Consider the following 17,351-nt stretch of genomic DNA (forward strand, 5'->3'; position numbering starts at 1 on the left):
AAATCACCGACATAATCACCCAGTTTGAAAGTCACATCATAACGCATACCGAAATAGTATTGATCGTCACCAAATGGCCAAAAACCAGCACCCGAATGTTTCTTATCACCAGTAGGTGTAATTACATTCGCCAGCGTATATGAATTACCTGTACGATTGAACTCCAAGTCATAATCTTTATAGACTGTTTTACCAGATTCACTACTAGCATTAGTTTCGGTAAAGAATCCTGGCTGATCACAACTCCACAAAACCGTACTGTAGTCATCCGATAGCCCTGTTACAAGTCCAAGTGTTCCTTTATTATTCGTATTCCCGCCATAGTTACATACATTTGCATTTAAATCATTGGTTCCTGTTGCATCTGTATACTTCTTAGACTTAAAGAGATTATTATTTTTTTCTTTAACTCCCATTATTAAACGAGGGGTTTTACCTTCTGTGTCAGTATAATTAGAATTTCTATTAATCCCCCTTGAAGTATTATTGATTCCATCATAATCCCATAATGTAACATCACCGGTCGTAGTTCCGGTATTTGGTGTATAGTAAATACGATAAGTGGTGCTCTTCATTGCTGTAATATTATCTTTATCATCCAGCTTTGTTTGAACTTCTTTACCATCTGTAGTGTATGTAATCTCATCCACCTCAGTAACATCATAGTTACCGCTCTTACAGTAGTTATTAATCTTACTGCCTATACTTAATGGGACTGCCTCATCCGAATAAAGTTTTTTCTTGCTGGCGTTATCATAATGCTGCAGTGTAACAGTAATATTGCTTGAGCCCTTATTAATAATAACGTAAGTAGAGAAATGCGGGGCTTCAAATACAACATTACCTTCTGCATCCACAGTACCATCCATGTCTTCCACATTATTATTGTCATCGACATGGTATACAGCTGTTTCTTCATCAGAAGCAATCTCCGGTGAATCTACACTGACCTGTACCGGCATTGACGGCTGCACTTCCTGACCATTCTGGATAAACTTGATATCATATGCCAGAACATTCTGTATGGAAGCTTCTTCTTTATTATCAGCCATCTGTTCAGCAACAGCATTCTCAATTTCTTCCTTACCATTGCCGGCAGTGATTTCATTAACCCTTAACTGCGCATCTTCCGGAAGAGCTCCCTCTGTACCTGTTACTTTAACAGTTGCATTTCCAACCTGTGCAGTCCAAACCTTCTCAGTTGCTGTTTCTGTTGTCTCAGCTGCTGTCTCTGTATGTGCTTCTGTTGCAGCTTCGGTATGTGCCTCTGTCTGCTGAGTATCTGCTGCAGGTGCTTCTGTCTCCTCTGCAACAGGTGCCCCTTCCTGAACTTCTGTCTGAGCCTCCGGTGCCCCATAGGAAACCGCTTCTGTCGTCGGCTCTTCTGCATAATTCTGAACTTCTGTCTCTGAATCTGCTGCAGAGATATCTGCGGAAACAGAGGTTACACTGCCAAGCATCAATGCTACACACAGCAACAAAGCTGTCAATCGTCTATGCTTCTTATTATTAAACTTACTCAACATCATTTCCTCCTTCCATTTCCTGCTCTTTCTCAACAGCGTCATCTATCAGTTTGATGAGTTCCAGTGCACTTCTGAAGTACTGTTCACGTTGTCCTTCAATCCATGTCACTTTCCCTTGCCATGTTGCATGCTCATGATCCATAATCTTGACCAGAAATGTATCTGCTTTCTTCGCTCTTCCTTTCATGACAGTACCTTCATCGTCCTTTCTGGATTACTCCGTTATTGTAGTTTTATTATAGCGAATCACCCATTACGCCAACCATTACAAATCTACATTTTTTGCAGCTTTTTTAATTTTCCCTTAATGCATTTTTCCGACATATTTCAATGATTATTTCATTATTCGACATTGTGACGATTATATTTTGTGTAATGTTCGGCCGATCCGTCATCTCAACCATTATATGCGGGTGCATGACGTAATATTCCTGAAATCATCCTAATTCTATCTGTCTTTTTTACATCCGGAAGGTTGCCCTGTTTCCCCTTCTGAACACAAAAAGAGGCGCATCCTTTAATCAATCCGGATGTCCGCCTCTTTGTCGTTTTGTCATGTCGAAGAAGATTTAGTAAACCCTCTGCTTATCAATGTCTGTTATTTCATTCGTTCTGTTGGCTTTATTACTGTATCGCCTGATTAATAATCTTAAAAAGTTCCAATTCACTGAAGAATTTCCACTCTTGATCGCCTTCTACCCATTTGACCATGCCCTGCCAGGTTGACCGCTGACGATACTGCACGTACAGCAACATCGTCCCCTTTTTGCCGCGCTCCTTCTCAAGCTCTTCTGCTGATTTCTTCTTCTCAGGCGGCTGTACCGTCTTCCGGCTCTTTTCTGTAAATGTCCGCATCTGTGTCGATGCCTGCGGAAACTTAATCTGGTCAAATAGATTCTCTGCCAACTCGATCAGATGAGCCACATTTGAGAAAGGACAGGCTTCTTCGCTGTAGCAATGATACAGACGCCCTGACAATTCACCATTCCGAATCTCATCCACGCAAATACTGATCAGATTGGGAGAACGCTGGAAATTCTGCTGTCTTACTACTTGTCCCATGTTTTGCCCCATTTCCATTTATTCTCATTATCTTCACTATTAAATCCGCTGTCCGCCACGGATGATACCGCATACTCCAGATACTTACTCCAGGTCTTATGCTCTCTTGAGAAATACTTCTGGATTCTCTCAAAAATCAGACTTCAGTTCTCTCTGTTGGTTCCCACCAGGAGCAGCAAATACTGTGACTTACTGTACCGTGTATAAGAATCACCTCTTCTCAGGCAATGCGCCAGTGTGTCCTGCAGCTCCTTGCCCATCATATCCAGCCGTTCCTCATTCTTCATCGGCTGCCCTTTGCCGTTGGTAATACTGCAGAGCATCAGATAAACGGACTGACCGTTGCGTTCTACGATTCTGGCCAGTAAGCGGTATGTATCACGGAACCCCGGAAGGCTGCAGAAATAAGCCCCGCTGCTCTTGTCCGTCTCCTTAAGACGCTTCTCCATCTCCGGCAGCGACTGGGTCTTGAAGTTCATCCGCCCGTTCATCTGCTCAAAAAGCTTCATCATTCGTTCTGACGGATACACTCCCAACTCATCCACAAACATCTTGGCCGTATTCTCATACTCCTTCAGAGCCTCATCGTATTTCTTCATGCGCATGAGGCAGTCGATCTGAATAGCCTGCCACTCATCGAAGGGATACATTCTGCAGGCCGGTTCACAGGCTTCAATGGCTGTCTCATATTCGCCTCTGTCCATCAGTAATTCGCACAATGTATTCAATGCATTTGTATATTTCTCTTTGTAATTAGAATTCTTCGCCAGGATCACACCGTCACAGATAAAATCCGGAAGATAATCCCCGCCGTATAACTGGCAGGCCTTCTTCAGCAGATCGATCTTCTCTTCGGCATTCTCCGCCTCATCTGCCTGGTCGCACAGTGACACAAACCCGTCTGCATCCAGCACCACTTCCATCGGTGCAGCAAAGGAATACATGCCGCTCTTGATCTGTATATAATCATACTGAGGAAGCCCCGCCGTCACCAGCATCTTCTTCAGGCGAAATGTAGTCACGCGCAGATTATTCGCAGCATCCGTGATATCTTCATTCCCATACAACATATCCAACAATCGTTCTCTGGAAACAGTACGTCCCTCGCTGCATACCAGAATCTGCAAAAGCTTCACTGCCTTTGTCGATTTCCCACTGCCAATCGAAATCGTTTTCTCTCCATATCTCATCGAAAAGCCGCCCAGGGCCTTTACCTCCAATATCGGCAAATTGTCTTTCATACGCGCCACACTCCTCTGATCTCTTCATACAATCTATAACGCACGGTATTCCGCCATCTCCGTATCAGCTTATCCCCTACATTCATAACAAAATGATAACCCTTTTCTAAGGTCTTTGTCAATATTTGTACAGTTAAAATCCACCTAAAACTGCTCGACTTTCTGTCCATTTTTGTCGATTTTTAACGTCGAATTGTCGGACATTGTCGAACATTGATATTTGTTAAGATTTTATTGTTACTTTATAATGAATCTATCAACGTTGATGCACGATTACATACTCATTTTGGGTTGATTCCATAAATTCTCTTGGATATAATAAGGATAGATTGGTACACTCTGTTTGATCCGAACGATATCCGAAGATACTGAATCCCCAGAGAACAGAGGGAGGAATACCGATATGAATACAGCAATTGCGAACACTGTTGCAGCCGCCAATGACAAAGCGCAGTATGATGAATACGCCAAGCGTCTGATCGCACAGAAGATTATATTAGCCCATATACTTGCCAAAACAGTCGATGAATTCAGAGATATGAAGCCAGAAGATATTGTTGCCCACATCGAAGGCGATCCCAAGGTAGGCATCGTCCCCGTTGACCCCGGTATGACGAATGCAGCCAGACCCACTGACGCAAGTACCCCCTATGTATCTGACCATCGGCTCGCCGGTCTGAATACCGAACACAGCGAGATCAATGAAGGTATGATCCGGTTTGATATCATTTTTTATGTACGTATGAAGGATGGCCTTGCACAGGTTATCATCAACATCGAAATTCAGAAAGACGAGCCCACCCAGTACTTTCTTCTGAACAGGGCGATCTTCTATGTCAGCCGCATGGTCTCCTCACAAAAAGGAAGAGATTTCGTCCATCAGAATTACAATGATATGAAGCGTGTATTCAGTATCTGGTTGTGTATGAACATGCCGTCCAACAGCATGAGCTATGTCCACCTCACCAAGGAAGACATTCTCGAACATTATAACTGGAACGGTCATCTCGACTTATTGAACATCGTCTTGCTCGGCATTGGCCGCGAATTACCGCCTCAGGAAGAGCAGTATGAATTACATCGCCTGATCGGCACCTTGTTATCTGCAGAATTGACCGTAACACAGAAACTTGCAATCATAGAAACCGAATACCATATTCCATTAAGCGTAGAGTTAGAGGAAGGAGTGAACGATATGTGTAATTTAGGTGAAGGAATTGAGGAAAGAGCCATTGAAAAAACAAAGAAAGAAGTTATTCTGGATATGTATCAAAATGGATGTAACTTAGAACTAATCGCTACAGTAACTAAGAAAAATATTTCTGAAATTGAAGAGATTATCAATAACTCCATTGTATCTTTACACTGATTATACTATAAAGAAAGGCAACTATATTATGTCCAATTTAGGTGAAGGCATTGAAGAAAGAACCGCCGCAAGAGTTACTAAAGAACTAAACGCCAAACACGCCAAGCATGCCAAAGAACTTACAGAAAAGCTTGCCGAGAAAGACCGTATCATCTCAGCTTACCAATTATTAGCAAGGCATACACCAATCGCACAGATTGCCGCTGAGACCGGACTTACTGAAGAAGCCATCCGCGCACTCTAAAGCACACTTAACCCTAATACAAATCCCTGCCAACTCAGTCTTTGGACTGCTTTGGCAGGGATTTAATAGTTGAATTTTTATTTCACAAATACTTTTTTCAAGTGCCAGATATCTCTTACATACTCTTCAATGGTTCTGTCAGAGGAGAACTTGCCGGAGCATGCTGTATTGAGAATGGCCATTCTGTTCCAGGCCTTGCTGTCTCTGTAAGCTTCATTGATCTTCGCACGTGCCTCGGCATAAGATCTGAAGTCTTTCAGAATGAAGTAAACATCCTGGTTGATCAGAGAATTGAACAGCTCACGGAAAGTCTCTGTATCGCCATTGGAATATGTGCCGTCCACCATCTGATCCATGACTCTGTGGATATCTGCATCCTGCTCATAGATCTCTCTCGGATTATAACCGCCGTTGGCTTCATAGCCCATAACTTCATCGGAGCTCATACCGAAGATAAAGGCATTCTCGCTGCCGACTTCCTCAACGATCTCCACGTTGGCACCGTCCATTGTACCCAGTGTAATGGCACCGTTCAGCATGAATTTCATGTTGCCTGTACCGGAAGCTTCCTTGCTGGCTGTTGAAATCTGCTCTGAAACGTTGCTGGCTGCAAAGATGATCTCTGCATTGGACACACAGTAGTTCTCAATGAAGACAACTTTCATCTTGTCATTGACAGCCGGATCATTGTTGATCACATCCGCAACAGCATTGATCAGTTTGATAGTCTGTTTGGCTGTCTTATAACCCGCTGCAGCCTTGGCACCGAAGATAAATGTTGTCGGATAGAACTTCATATCCGGATTGTCTTTCAGCTGATTGTACAGATACATAATGTGCATAATATTCATCAGCTGACGCTTATATTCATGCAGACGCTTGACCTGTACATCAAAAATGGAATCCGGATTGATATCGATACCATTATGCTCTTTGATATATTTGGCCAGACGCAGCTTATTCTGATACTTGATCTCCTGGAATTCCTTGCGGGCTCTGGAATCATCCGCCAGCGGGGCCAGGCCTTTCAGCAATGGCAGATTCGTGATCCATTCGTCTGTACCAAGCTTATCTGTTACCCACTGTGCCAGCAGCGGATTCGCATGAAGCAGGAAACGTCTCTGAGTGATACCGTTTGTCTTGTTGTTGAACTTCTCAGGCATCATCTCATAGAAATCATGCAGTTCTCTTTCTTCCAGGATCTGTGTATGCAGTCTGGCTACACCATTGACAGAGAAGCCTGCAATGATCGCCATATTCGCCATACGCACCTGACCTTCATAGAGGATTGCCATATTGCGGATCTTGTCATACTGGTTCGGATACTTCTCTTCAACCTGGATCAGGAAACGACGGTTAATCTCTTCCACGATCTGATAAACTCTCGGCAGCAGACGCATAAACAGGTCAACCGGCCATTTTTCAAGGGCTTCAGCCATGATGGTGTGGTTCGTATAAGCACAGCATCTTGATGTGATATCCCATGCATCATCCCATTCCAGATTCTCCTCATCGATCAAAATACGCATCAATTCAGGCACAGTAACCGTCGGATGGGTATCATTCAGCTGGAAAACAACCTTATCCGGCAGCTGATGGATGTCATCATGTGTTGCCTTAAACTTCTTGATCACCTGCTGCAGGCTGGCTGATACGAAGAAATACTGCTGTTTCAGACGCAGTTCCTTACCGCTGTAATGATTATCATTCGGGTAAAGGACTTCCACAATACTCTTGGCCAGATTCTCCTGCTCAACCGCTTTCTGATAATCACCCTTGTCAAAGGAATCCAGATTGAACTGTACCAGCGGCTCTGCATCCCAGATTCTCAGGGAATTGACAATACCGTTGTTGTATCCCACAACCGGCAGATCATAAGGCACAGCCATGACAGACTGATAGCCGTCCTGAACATACACGTTGCGCCCAAGTTTCTCATTGTATTCAATTCTGACATAACCGCCGAATTTGATCTCCTGAGAATATTCCGGACGCTTAATCTCAAATGGATTGCCGTTCTTGAGCCAGTCATCCGGGATCTCTACCTGCTCACCGTTCACGATCTGCTGCTTGAACATACCGTATTTATAACGAATAGTACAGCCGTAAGCCGGATAATTCAATGTGGACAGGGATTCAATGAAGCAGGCCGCCAGACGACCAAGGCCGCCATTGCCAAGAGCCGCATCCGGCTCCTGGTCTTCCACGACATTGATATCCAGTCCCATCTCCTGCAGGACTTCTGCCACTTCCTTATAACAGCAGAGATTGATCAGATTGTTGCCCAGGGCACGGCCCATCAGGAACTCCATAGACAGATAATAAACGGTCTTGGCATCCTGTTTCTCGTATTCCTTGTGGGCATTCAGCCACTCATCAATGATCATATCCTTTGATGCATAAGCCACCGCCTGGAAAATCTCCTGCTGGCTGGCTGTTTCAGGTGTCTTTCTGAACAGATACTTGATATTGTTCAGAATTTCCTTCTTAAATGCTTCTTTATCAAATGGTTCGAATACACTCTTTTCACCAACTGCTGCTATATCACTCATTCAGGCATTCTCCTTTTCTACACCGATCACAACGGTTTCGCCGTTGATATTCCACTCTTTATTATACCCCTTGATTGTATCAAAGCAGATTTCATTTGCCAATACTTCATCTTTGATTTCGGCATTGTTGCTGTCAACCAGAGTTTTGATCTTATCATTTTGAGCAAAATAAACACGAATATGATCCATAACTTCGAATCCGGCTTCTTTACGCATGGTCTGGATCTTGGAAATAATCTCACGGACAAAGCCTTCTTCTACCAGTTCAGGTGTCAGATTGGTATCAAGGACAACGGTTGTCTCGTACTCTGTATCGGAAACATAACCCGGCATCTGTGCGGCATCGATCAGCAGATCTTCTTCCAGAAGTTCGACCTGATCACCATCTGCATCAAATGTCAGTTTGCCTGTTGTCTTCAGTTCGTTCATGGCTGCGTTGCCGTCAACACTGCCAAGATACTGTCTGATGGCATTCAGTTTCTTGCCGTATTTCGGACCAACTGTACGCAGCTGCGGTTTAAAGCTGTAAGATGTAAATGCGCTGACGTCATCTGTGAAGACAACTTCTTTGACATTTAATTCATCTGCAATAATGTCTTTGTAGAAATCAGACAGTTCAAATGCAGCCTTGACATACATCTTGCCAATCGGCTGTCTGTTCTTGATGTTGGCTGTATTTCTGCAGGCACGGCCCTGTACAACGATCTGGAGAACATGATCCATGTCTTCTTCAAGCTTTGTATCGATCCATTCTTCATTCACTTCAGGGAAGTCACAGAAATGGATACTTTCCGGCGCATTCTTATCTACATTCACAACGATGTTTCTGTAGATTTCTTCTGTCATGAATGGGATCATCGGTGCAGCAGCCTTACAGATTGTAACTAGTGCTGTGTAAAGTGTCATGTAAGCATTGATCTTATCCTGCTCCATGCCCTTTGCCCAGAATCTTTCACGGCTTCTTCTGACATACCAGTTGCTCATATCATCCACAAATTCCTGCAGGACTTTGGCTGTTTCAGGGATCTTGTAAGCAGCCAGGTTGGCGTCAACGGCCTTCACTGTAGAATTCAGTTTGGATAAAAGCCATTTATCCATAACAGATAATTTGCCGTAATCCAGTGTATATTTCATCGGATCAAACTGGTCGATCTCAGCATACAGTACATAGAATGCATACGTATTATACAGTGTTCCCATAAACTTGCTGCGGCCTTCAAGAACGGCTTTCTTGTGGAAACGGTTCGGCAGCCATGGTGCGGAGTTGGAATAGAAATACCAGCGGATCGCATCTGCGCCGTATTCTCTCAAAGCTTCCATCGGATCAACCGCATTGCCCTTGGACTTACTCATCTTCTGACCGTTTTCATCCTGTACATGCCCCAGAACGATAACATTTCTGAATGGAGACTGGTTGAACAGCAGTGTGGAGATTGCCATCAGAGAATAGAACCATCCTCTTGTCTGGTCAACGGCCTCTGAAATAAAGTCTGCAGGATACTGTTCTTTGAACAGTTTCTCATTCTCAAATGGATAATGATGCTGTGCAAATGGCATAGAACCGGAGTCAAACCAGCAGTCGATAACCTCCGGTACACGATGCATTTCCTTGCCGCATTCCGGACACTTGATGGTAACAGCGTCAATGAATGGACGGTGCAGTTCGATATCATCCGGGCAGTTGTCGGACATACTCTTCAATTCTGCAATGCTGCCGATGGCATGCTGGCATCCGCATTCACATTCCCATACATTTAATGGTGTACCCCAGTAACGGTTACGGCTGATACCCCAGTCCTGGATATTCTCAAGCCAGTTGCCGAAACGGCCTTTACCGATGCTCTCAGGGATCCAGTTGACTGTGTTGTTGTTGCGGATCAGGTCATCCTTGACAGCTGTCATCTTGATGAACCAGGATTCGCGTGCATAGTAGATCAGCGGTGTATCACATCTCCAGCAGTGTGGATAGCTATGCTCAAAGTTCGGTGCGGAGAACAGGAGTCCTCTCTCCTTCAGGTCTTTGATAACTTCAGGAGATACGCCGTTTTCACCTTCCAGATCTACTCTCTTGATACAGGAATGACCGGCCCACTTTGTTTCCTTTGTCATCATACCGTTTTCATCTACCATCTGTAAAAATGGCAGGTCGTATTTTCTGCCGACCTTGCTGTCGTCTTCACCAAATGCAGGTGCGATATGAACAACACCTGTACCATCTGTCATGGTAACGTAGCTGTCGCAGACAACATAGTAAGCTTTCTTCTTTGTCTCAACAGGATAAAGGGCTTCGTATTCTTTATATTCAAGGTCTGTACCTTTATATGTCTCCAGAACGTCGTATGTGCCTTCGCCAAGAACTGTATCAGCCAGTGCCTGTGCCAGATAGTACACATAATCTTCCTCTTTCATCTTAACTTTGATGTAAGTCTCATCAGGATTAACACAAAGTGCAACGTTGGAAGGCAGTGTCCAAGGTGTTGTTGTCCATGCGAGGATATAAGCGTCTTCGCCTTTTACCTTGAAACGTGCAATGGCAGATCTTTCTTTGACATCTTTATAACCCTGTGCAACTTCATGGCTTGAAAGCGGTGTTCCGCAGCGAGGGCAGTAAGGAACGATCTTGTAACCTTTGTAAAGGAGCTTCTTGTCCCAGATCTGCTTCAGTGCCCACCATTCGGATTCTATATAGTTGTTGTCGTACGTAACATACGGATGCTCCATATCTGCCCAGAAACCAACGGCATCGGAGAATTCTTCCCACATGCCTTTGTATTTCCAGACGCTGTCCTTACAATGCTGGATAAACGGTTCCATACCGTAAGCTTCGATCTGATCCTTGCCGTCCAGACCAAGCATCTTCTCAACTTCCAGCTCAACCGGCAGACCGTGTGTATCCCAGCCGGCTTTACGCGGCACCTTATAGCCCTTCATTGTCTTGTATCTTGGAATCATATCTTTGATAACACGGGTCAGCACATGGCCGATATGCGGCTTGCCATTGGCTGTTGGCGGTCCATCATAGAAAGTAAATTCAGGACTGTGCTGTCTCAGTTCAATACTCTTTTCAAAAATCATGTTGTCGGCCCAGAATTTCTCGATTTTCTGCTCTCTCTCAACAAAATTCTGATTGGCACTTACTTTGTCATACATCTTGTTTCCTCCTTATATAAAAAGCAAAGTAGATTCCTATGGTTTAAATAGAATGTGCCCTGGCACATTCATGCGCCCGGCGCAGTTGTTCAACAAAAAAAGCTTCCACTCCGAATAGGAATGAAAGCTTGTATTCATTAAACCACCTATACGACATACTGACATATGCGTTCCCTGTAACGGAGGAAAATCCGGCACAGCTTACCCGGCATCCGGCATCTCTTCTGACCTGTATCTCGTAACCTTGCTCAGCTCATAACCACACTCAGTGTGTCATAACCCTGCTCAGTGTCAGAATATGTCGGCCTGTCAGCCTGCAACTCAGGAGTGATCTTCACATCCATGCTACTCGTATCGGCTCACACCTGCCGCCGACTCTCTGAAACTTTCATACGGAGCTACTGTCTCTGTCTTCGTCTTTATCCACTATGTAATCATAGTACAAAGACTTTGGTCTGTCAACCTTTAAAATCAAAAATCCCCTGTTTTGTATACAGAGATAGCTTTCATCACTGTTCTGAAAATCAGTCGGCCAAGAGGACCGGCACCAAAAATCTGCCAGCAAAGTGCCATCGGGAAATTCATCACTGTTGTCTGGAACCATACCGCAATAAAGTTGCTGCCTGCGTTCTTAAAAAGTAATGTTGCAATAAAACTCATCATCGGGCACATCAGACAAACGATCATAGATGAGATCGCCAGTGTAATGAAAATCGGCTTATCCTGAGGTGACACAATTCTAAAAGCTAACATAGTTGACAGCTTCTCAACAACAAAGAATTCCAGAATGATAGCTGCAGGCCACATAATCTTCATTTCGCCAAATGCCATCAGGAATACCTGATTCGTCATGCCACCGATATTCAATGAAATATTATAGCAGATCATGGCATAGACCATCAAAAAGGCCATCAGATTTCTATTTGTATTCCTCCATTGCCCGTCCTTTCTGTGCATCTTTACTAAATTCTGTCCATATGGGAAAATACCCAAAAATTTTTCTGTATTTTGTTCATAAAATGACTTGTAAATTTTTGTCGGAATATTATAATAGCTATGGGGAATTAATCCCCATTTTATTTCATTATGTTTATTCATTGAGGAGATCGGAATTAATATGTATAGAGGAGACGACATTCTTAAAATTTACGACCAGGATCTGAACAACATTGGACGTGCCACCCGCGAGGAAGTACATACTCAAGGCCTGCTTCATCAGGTTGCCCATGTATGGATGTTCCAGCCAACGGAAGATGATACTTATATCATGATTCAAAAGCGTTCACTTGACCGCGAACTTTATCCCGGCAAATACGACCTGATCCAGACAACACATTTTGATCCTGATGAAAGCTATGAAGAAGCCATCGTTGACAGTCTGGAATACTACCGCGGACTGAAGAAATCCAAAGAGGACATTATCCATGTGGGCAGCACCCATCAGCAGATTGACGTCGGCGACTACCATGACAATGCCCTTGTTCAGGTCTTCGCCATCTTCACAGCCAAGGCACTTTTCATCATGCCGGATACAGAAGAAATCGTCAAAGTCCGTTTCGAAGACTTCCGCCAGCTCATCCACGGCAAGCAGAACACCATCAAACTTTACTCACTGGATGATGTTTATCTCAAAGAGAGCAGCACCGATGAATGGTGGCTGAGGAAAGACGAATTTGTAGACGTCGTAGAACCATATATCGACAGCCGAATTGAAGAGATTTAAGATTTACGACAGACATAGAAAACAGATGGGGGATGAAACAACGCACACCCGTGCGAAACGTTTCATCCCCCATCTGTTTTCTGTTGTCTGTCTGAAACCTTATAAAAAAGTGACAGTACGAATTTGTATATTCTTTCTCTATTATTATAAGTGAAATTCTTTAAATAACTGTTCCTGATAATCCGCATCATTAGCCGCTTTGACCAGGTCATCAATTCGATTCTGTTTGGCCAACAGCTGTGTCAGACGATTCATTTTTTGCAAAGTGAGCTGTTCGCCCTCAGCAAGTCCCTTCGCATGACCTTCAGCCATTGCTTCTTCTCTCTCATCTGCAATCATTTCTTCTAACAGCATAAAGCGCCCCTCCCATTCTCGATTTCTTTTGATTGCGGCAATCTGCTCTTTTAGTGATTTTACAAATTCTCCTTCTGAATCTGATTCTTTTTCTGGATCTTCAACATACTGTAAAAATTTGACCAATTCACCAGATTCTTCTGAAACATTGTTCCCTTTACTACTCAACCATATGGTGTAATCGCCATCGTCGACATCCTTATCGTTCTCTTTGCAATGATTACAAATCGTATAACGGTAAAGCCGGTCTCCAAATGGTTCCTTAATCGTTAACTCCTGAAATGTCTTCTTCATTCACCAATTCCCCCTACATATTAGAGGAACCCTGTAACTATATTATATCCATGTCATAAATCTTATGCAATAAAATCTTCTTCCCTCTCTCAAAAATGCGATTCAGCTCTTTCGATTCTTTTTCGCCTCACCATGAAAAAACCCTTTGAAAACGTTTCGTGCGAATGCACGTTGTTTTCAAAGGGTTTTACTTATGGTAAGCGATTTAAGTTATAAAAACTGAACCGTTTACATTTTATTCTGTATTTGCCCTTTCCATGCCCCTTCACAGGCTCGATAAGTTCCAATTGATGCATGATCTCAATTGTACTTCCGGCTCTATAATCTCCATAGTGTAATGCACTTTTTATTTCTTTGCGCCCAAATATCTGATCAAAGGCAAATGTTTCAAGGACCTCTTTGACATTCCCGGCAATCGTAGATGAAATCGTTTTGTCTTCTACCGCATTTATGACTATTTCCAATAGCTGTGCTTTCTGCTCAGGCATTGATTTTTCATTCGCGAAACCATCATTGTTCGCTTCAAACAGTGGTTTTTCTCTCACCAAACCGTGATTTTTCTCTTCAAACAATGGTTTTTCTCTCACCAAACCGTGGTTTTCTGCCTCAAACACAGCTTTTCCTTCTGACGCTAAACGATTACGAATGGTTGCCTGCAGCATAAATGCATTCAGTCTGTACTCAGGGCTCTGTAACCCGGCCGCTTCCAATTCCCTGCACATCCGATCTACACCTTCACCATATTCCTTGACAAAATTGTAGTCTCTCAAAAATTCTGCTATCTTCGGGTTTCTTGAAAAATGAGTATGCCGGATATTTCCAGCCTTAACAAGACCCGGTAATCTGCCCGGGCTCTCCACAACGATCCTGTCGTCAAACATTTTAATCTGAATATCTGTTCCACGAATACTGTAATCACGATGTGTAATAGCATTAACAATGATCTCCTGACGAACAAACTTCGGGTATTCTTCTTCTGTCACAAACAATCCGTCTGCACCAAGATAGGTTTTCTCCTTAATCTGCGTATCCAAATAGGAAATGGCCTTCGTCAGCATATTTAAAATATTCCCCTCAAAAATGACATCTTTAATAACATTCATCTGAGCGCCCACACATTCCCGAATTCCCTCATAACGAATAAATCGTACGCGCGCTCTTGGGAAATATAACTGTGGATTCTTGCCAAACAACAAAATAGCTGCTGTGCTTACCTGGAACGAATGATTCTTCTCTTTCGCAAATCCCTTATTCTCCAACAAATATTCCATCGGAGATTTAGAATACCCAACTTTATCAATATAAGCTTTGACAAAATTCATATCTATATCATCTATATCTGCATCCGGAACCGGTTTGTCTTCAAAAAAACGTTCCCCTTTATCATACATCAACTGCATACGTTCATCAAAAGAAAGCTTCTTCGACTTGTCTCCCACTCGCATAAAAACTTCATCTGCCTGATTCGCATGCACTTCCATGCTGGGCTCAACATGCATAAGCAATACATGATTTGCTCTGCCTTTAAAATCAGTACATGGTACCTTCTCTACTTCTGCCTTCACCGTCGGTACACAAAAATCAAAAGGTACTCTCAAAAGTTCATTGACTTTCCCTGTCTCATCGTCAATGCCCTCAACTCTTCGTGTCTTATCCGAAATTCCAATGGCTACTGTACCGCCATCCGCATTCGCAAATGCAATAATAGGTATCGCCAACGCTTTCGGATCTATATGAATACTCTTTCGGTCAAATATCTGCGTTTCTTCAGCAGACAATACTTCTTCAATCGTCATATAATCTCCCCTCTATCATCCCTGTCCTATTTCTATGTAAATCCTCATCTTTCGCAGCAATATATTATATAGTACATTTTACCATATCCATTTTCATCTGCCCATAGCTTCAAGCCCACAATATTTCGACTATCTTCGACACCCGTGCAGCCACCAAACAGGTTCAGCTCAAGTATATTCTTTAACGCCTGTTATGAAAAATCCCCCCTGAAAACATTTCGTGCGGGTGCGCGCTGTTTTCAGGGAGTTCCTTTTTATACAAAAAGTTACAGTATAATTTTCTTTATACTATAAAAAAGGGCACTGTCCTGTGACTTTCTTTCTGAAACATTTGACACGCTTTATTGTGTCTGTTTCAGAAAGAAAGTACATCAGGACAATGCCCTTCATAGTACAGAATAATTATACTGTAACTTTACATTTTATTCTGCGATATCTGCATACATGAAGTACCAGAAACCGTTAGATGAATGCCAAGATCCTGTGATCTTGCTGCTCTGCAGCCAGAAATCGTTGTAGTAAGCGATTGGAATACAACCTGCATCATTCATCAGAGTATCTTCTGCTTTGTGAAGATCTGCTGAACGTGTAGCCGCATCTGTTGTAGCTCTGGAATCTTCGATAGCTGCATCGAAGTCTGCATTAGTGTATTTACCATCGTTGTTGCCGTTTGTTGTGCAGAACAGTTCAAGGATGTTGGATGGATCTGTGTAGTCACCTACCCAACCGTTACGAGCAACATCGAATTCGCCGTTACGACGCATTGGTGTGAAACTTGCCCATTCAACGATGTTGACCTTAAGGTCGATACCAATTGCAGCCCAAGCCTGCTGTAAGTACTCAGCTACAACCTTGTGGTAACCTGCATCATTTGTTGTGTACTCGATCTGTGGGAAGCCTTCGCCGTTTGGATAGCCAGCTTCTTCCAGTAACTTCTTAGCTTCTTCAAGGTTAGCGTCGAAGTTGTCATTGTCGATGTAAGGTGTGCCGCCATTTGCATTTTCAGCAAATGAAGAACCATCTGTATCTAACCAGCCAGGGCCTACAATTGCGCTTGCAGGTGAATATGTACCCTGCATCAGAGTATTCGCTACGTAGTTACGATCGATTGCAAGGCTTAATGCCTTACGTACTCTTGCATCCTGGAAATATTCTTTCTGAAGGTTCAGGCTGATATAGTATGTACCGATAATAGGGTCTACATGGAAATCATCATTGCCCTGAAGGCTAGGGATTTCTTCTGTAGGTACGTCTTTGATCATATCAACTTCGCCACTTGTGTATGCACTGTAAGCTGCGTTGGGGTCTTCGATCAGTTCAAACTCAAGCTTGTCAAGTTTGATGGCCTCAGCATTCCAGTAGTTAGGATTCTTGCTGAATGTGATGTGTGATCCAGGTACCCATTCTGTCATCATGAAAGGACCATTGGAGATATAAGTATCCGCAGATGTTGCCCAAGCATCACCATTTGCTTCAACTGTTGCCTGCTGAACAGGATTCAATGTTGCGAATGCTGCAAGTTCGCCGAAATATGAGCAAGGATTTGCAAGATTTACAACAACTGTCTTCTCATCAGGAGCCTGTACATCAAGTTTAGTGATATCGCCTGCGATTGCTTCATCATAGCCTTTAACCATACCAAGAACTGTCTCAGCATATGGAGCTGCTACATTAGGATCACATACACGCTGCCAGCTGTAAACAAAGTCTTTAGCTGTCAGATCTGTGCCGTCTGACCATTTAAGGCCATCTCTTAAGTGGAATGTCCATGTAAGACCATCTTCTGATGTCTCCCAGGATTCTGCCTGTCCTTCCTTTAACTGGCCATTCTCATCAAGAGTCAGAAGACCTTCAAATGCATGAAGGATCATGTTACCGCCATCTACAGCACTATTCAGTGCAGGATCAACAGTTTCCGGGTCAGGACCAACCTGAACTTTCAGGATTTTCTCGCCGGTAGTGCTGCCAGCTTCTGTGGATTCTGCTGTTGTCTGGTTGTTGTCGCTTGCTGCTGTTGTTTCTTTTGCAGCGGAGCTGCCG

13 protein-coding genes are annotated in these 17,351 nt (G+C 43.4%); 3 read left to right on the top strand and 10 right to left on the bottom strand.

What is annotated here, in order from left to right:
• The 4 genes from WMO25_RS05400 to WMO25_RS05415 all read right to left on the bottom strand — a co-directional run.
• A partial coding sequence (locus WMO25_RS05400) for a hypothetical protein (protein ID WP_349084478.1) occupies nucleotides 1-1,523 on the bottom strand: 1,523 nt, incomplete at its 3' end.
• Entirely contained in the window at nucleotides 1,516-1,713 is a 198-nt protein-coding gene (locus WMO25_RS05405; RefSeq protein WP_215690351.1) for a hypothetical protein, read from the bottom strand. The genes WMO25_RS05400 and WMO25_RS05405, both read right to left, overlap by 8 nt.
• A gap of 437 nt (nucleotides 1,714-2,150) precedes the next feature.
• A complete protein-coding gene (locus WMO25_RS05410) occupies nucleotides 2,151-2,588 on the bottom strand; it encodes a hypothetical protein (RefSeq protein WP_349084479.1) in 438 nt (145 codons plus the stop codon).
• Between the two features lie 143 nt (nucleotides 2,589-2,731).
• Complete coding sequence (locus tag WMO25_RS05415) at nucleotides 2,732-3,829, bottom strand: AfsR/SARP family transcriptional regulator (protein ID WP_349084480.1); 1,098 nt, start codon at nucleotides 3,827-3,829, stop codon at nucleotides 2,732-2,734.
• 403 nt (nucleotides 3,830-4,232) lie between these two features.
• On the opposite strand from WMO25_RS05415, the gene WMO25_RS05420 reads away from it, so the two are divergent.
• Together WMO25_RS05420 and WMO25_RS05425 are read left to right on the top strand one after the other, a co-directional pair.
• Complete coding sequence (locus WMO25_RS05420; RefSeq protein WP_253058997.1) at nucleotides 4,233-5,198, top strand: hypothetical protein; 966 nt, start codon at nucleotides 4,233-4,235, stop codon at nucleotides 5,196-5,198.
• A 28-nt stretch (nucleotides 5,199-5,226) separates the two neighbouring features.
• On the top strand, nucleotides 5,227-5,442 hold the full coding sequence (locus WMO25_RS05425; protein ID WP_349084482.1) for a hypothetical protein: 216 nt from the start codon (nucleotides 5,227-5,229) through the stop codon (nucleotides 5,440-5,442).
• A gap of 77 nt (nucleotides 5,443-5,519) precedes the next feature.
• On the opposite strand, the gene WMO25_RS05430 is transcribed toward WMO25_RS05425, so the two are convergent.
• The 3 genes from WMO25_RS05430 to WMO25_RS05440 all read right to left on the bottom strand — a co-directional run bounded on the left by WMO25_RS05430 (nucleotide 5,520) and on the right by WMO25_RS05440 (nucleotide 12,056).
• Nucleotides 5,520-7,994 carry a glycogen/starch/alpha-glucan phosphorylase gene (locus tag WMO25_RS05430; RefSeq protein WP_349084483.1) on the bottom strand — a complete coding sequence of 825 codons (2,475 nt, stop codon included), beginning with the start codon at nucleotides 7,992-7,994 and terminating at the stop codon, nucleotides 5,520-5,522.
• Nucleotides 7,995-11,144 (bottom strand): isoleucine--tRNA ligase, encoded by a 3,150-nt coding sequence (gene ileS / locus WMO25_RS05435; protein WP_015514958.1) that lies wholly within the window; start codon nucleotides 11,142-11,144, stop codon nucleotides 7,995-7,997.
• A 471-nt stretch (nucleotides 11,145-11,615) separates the two neighbouring features.
• Nucleotides 11,616-12,056, bottom strand: a complete 441-nt coding sequence (locus WMO25_RS05440) for a DUF2798 domain-containing protein (RefSeq protein ID WP_349084484.1) — start codon at nucleotides 12,054-12,056, stop codon at nucleotides 11,616-11,618.
• A gap of 205 nt (nucleotides 12,057-12,261) precedes the next feature.
• Here WMO25_RS05440 and WMO25_RS05445 point away from each other — a divergent pair, with 205 nt between their 5' ends.
• The gene (locus WMO25_RS05445) at nucleotides 12,262-12,867 is read left to right on the top strand and encodes an NUDIX hydrolase (RefSeq protein WP_349084486.1); all 606 of its coding nucleotides are present in this window, start codon (nucleotides 12,262-12,264) and stop codon (nucleotides 12,865-12,867) included.
• Nucleotides 12,868-13,011: 144 nt separating this feature from the next.
• On the opposite strand, the gene WMO25_RS05450 is transcribed toward WMO25_RS05445, so the two are convergent.
• The 3 genes from WMO25_RS05450 to WMO25_RS05460 all read right to left on the bottom strand — a co-directional run.
• On the bottom strand, nucleotides 13,012-13,515 hold the full coding sequence (locus WMO25_RS05450) for a hypothetical protein (RefSeq protein ID WP_349084487.1): 504 nt from the start codon (nucleotides 13,513-13,515) through the stop codon (nucleotides 13,012-13,014).
• A 191-nt stretch (nucleotides 13,516-13,706) separates the two neighbouring features.
• On the bottom strand, nucleotides 13,707-15,311 hold the full coding sequence (locus tag WMO25_RS05455; protein WP_349084489.1) for an ATP-binding protein: 1,605 nt from the start codon (nucleotides 15,309-15,311) through the stop codon (nucleotides 13,707-13,709).
• Between the two features lie 422 nt (nucleotides 15,312-15,733).
• Nucleotides 15,734-17,351 (bottom strand): peptide ABC transporter substrate-binding protein (locus tag WMO25_RS05460; protein WP_349084490.1); only part of this gene is annotated, 1,618 nt, incomplete at its 5' end.

This window comes from Coprococcus intestinihominis (genome assembly GCF_040096555.1).
Classification (GTDB): Bacteria; Bacillota; Clostridia; order Lachnospirales; family Lachnospiraceae; genus Coprococcus_A; species Coprococcus_A intestinihominis.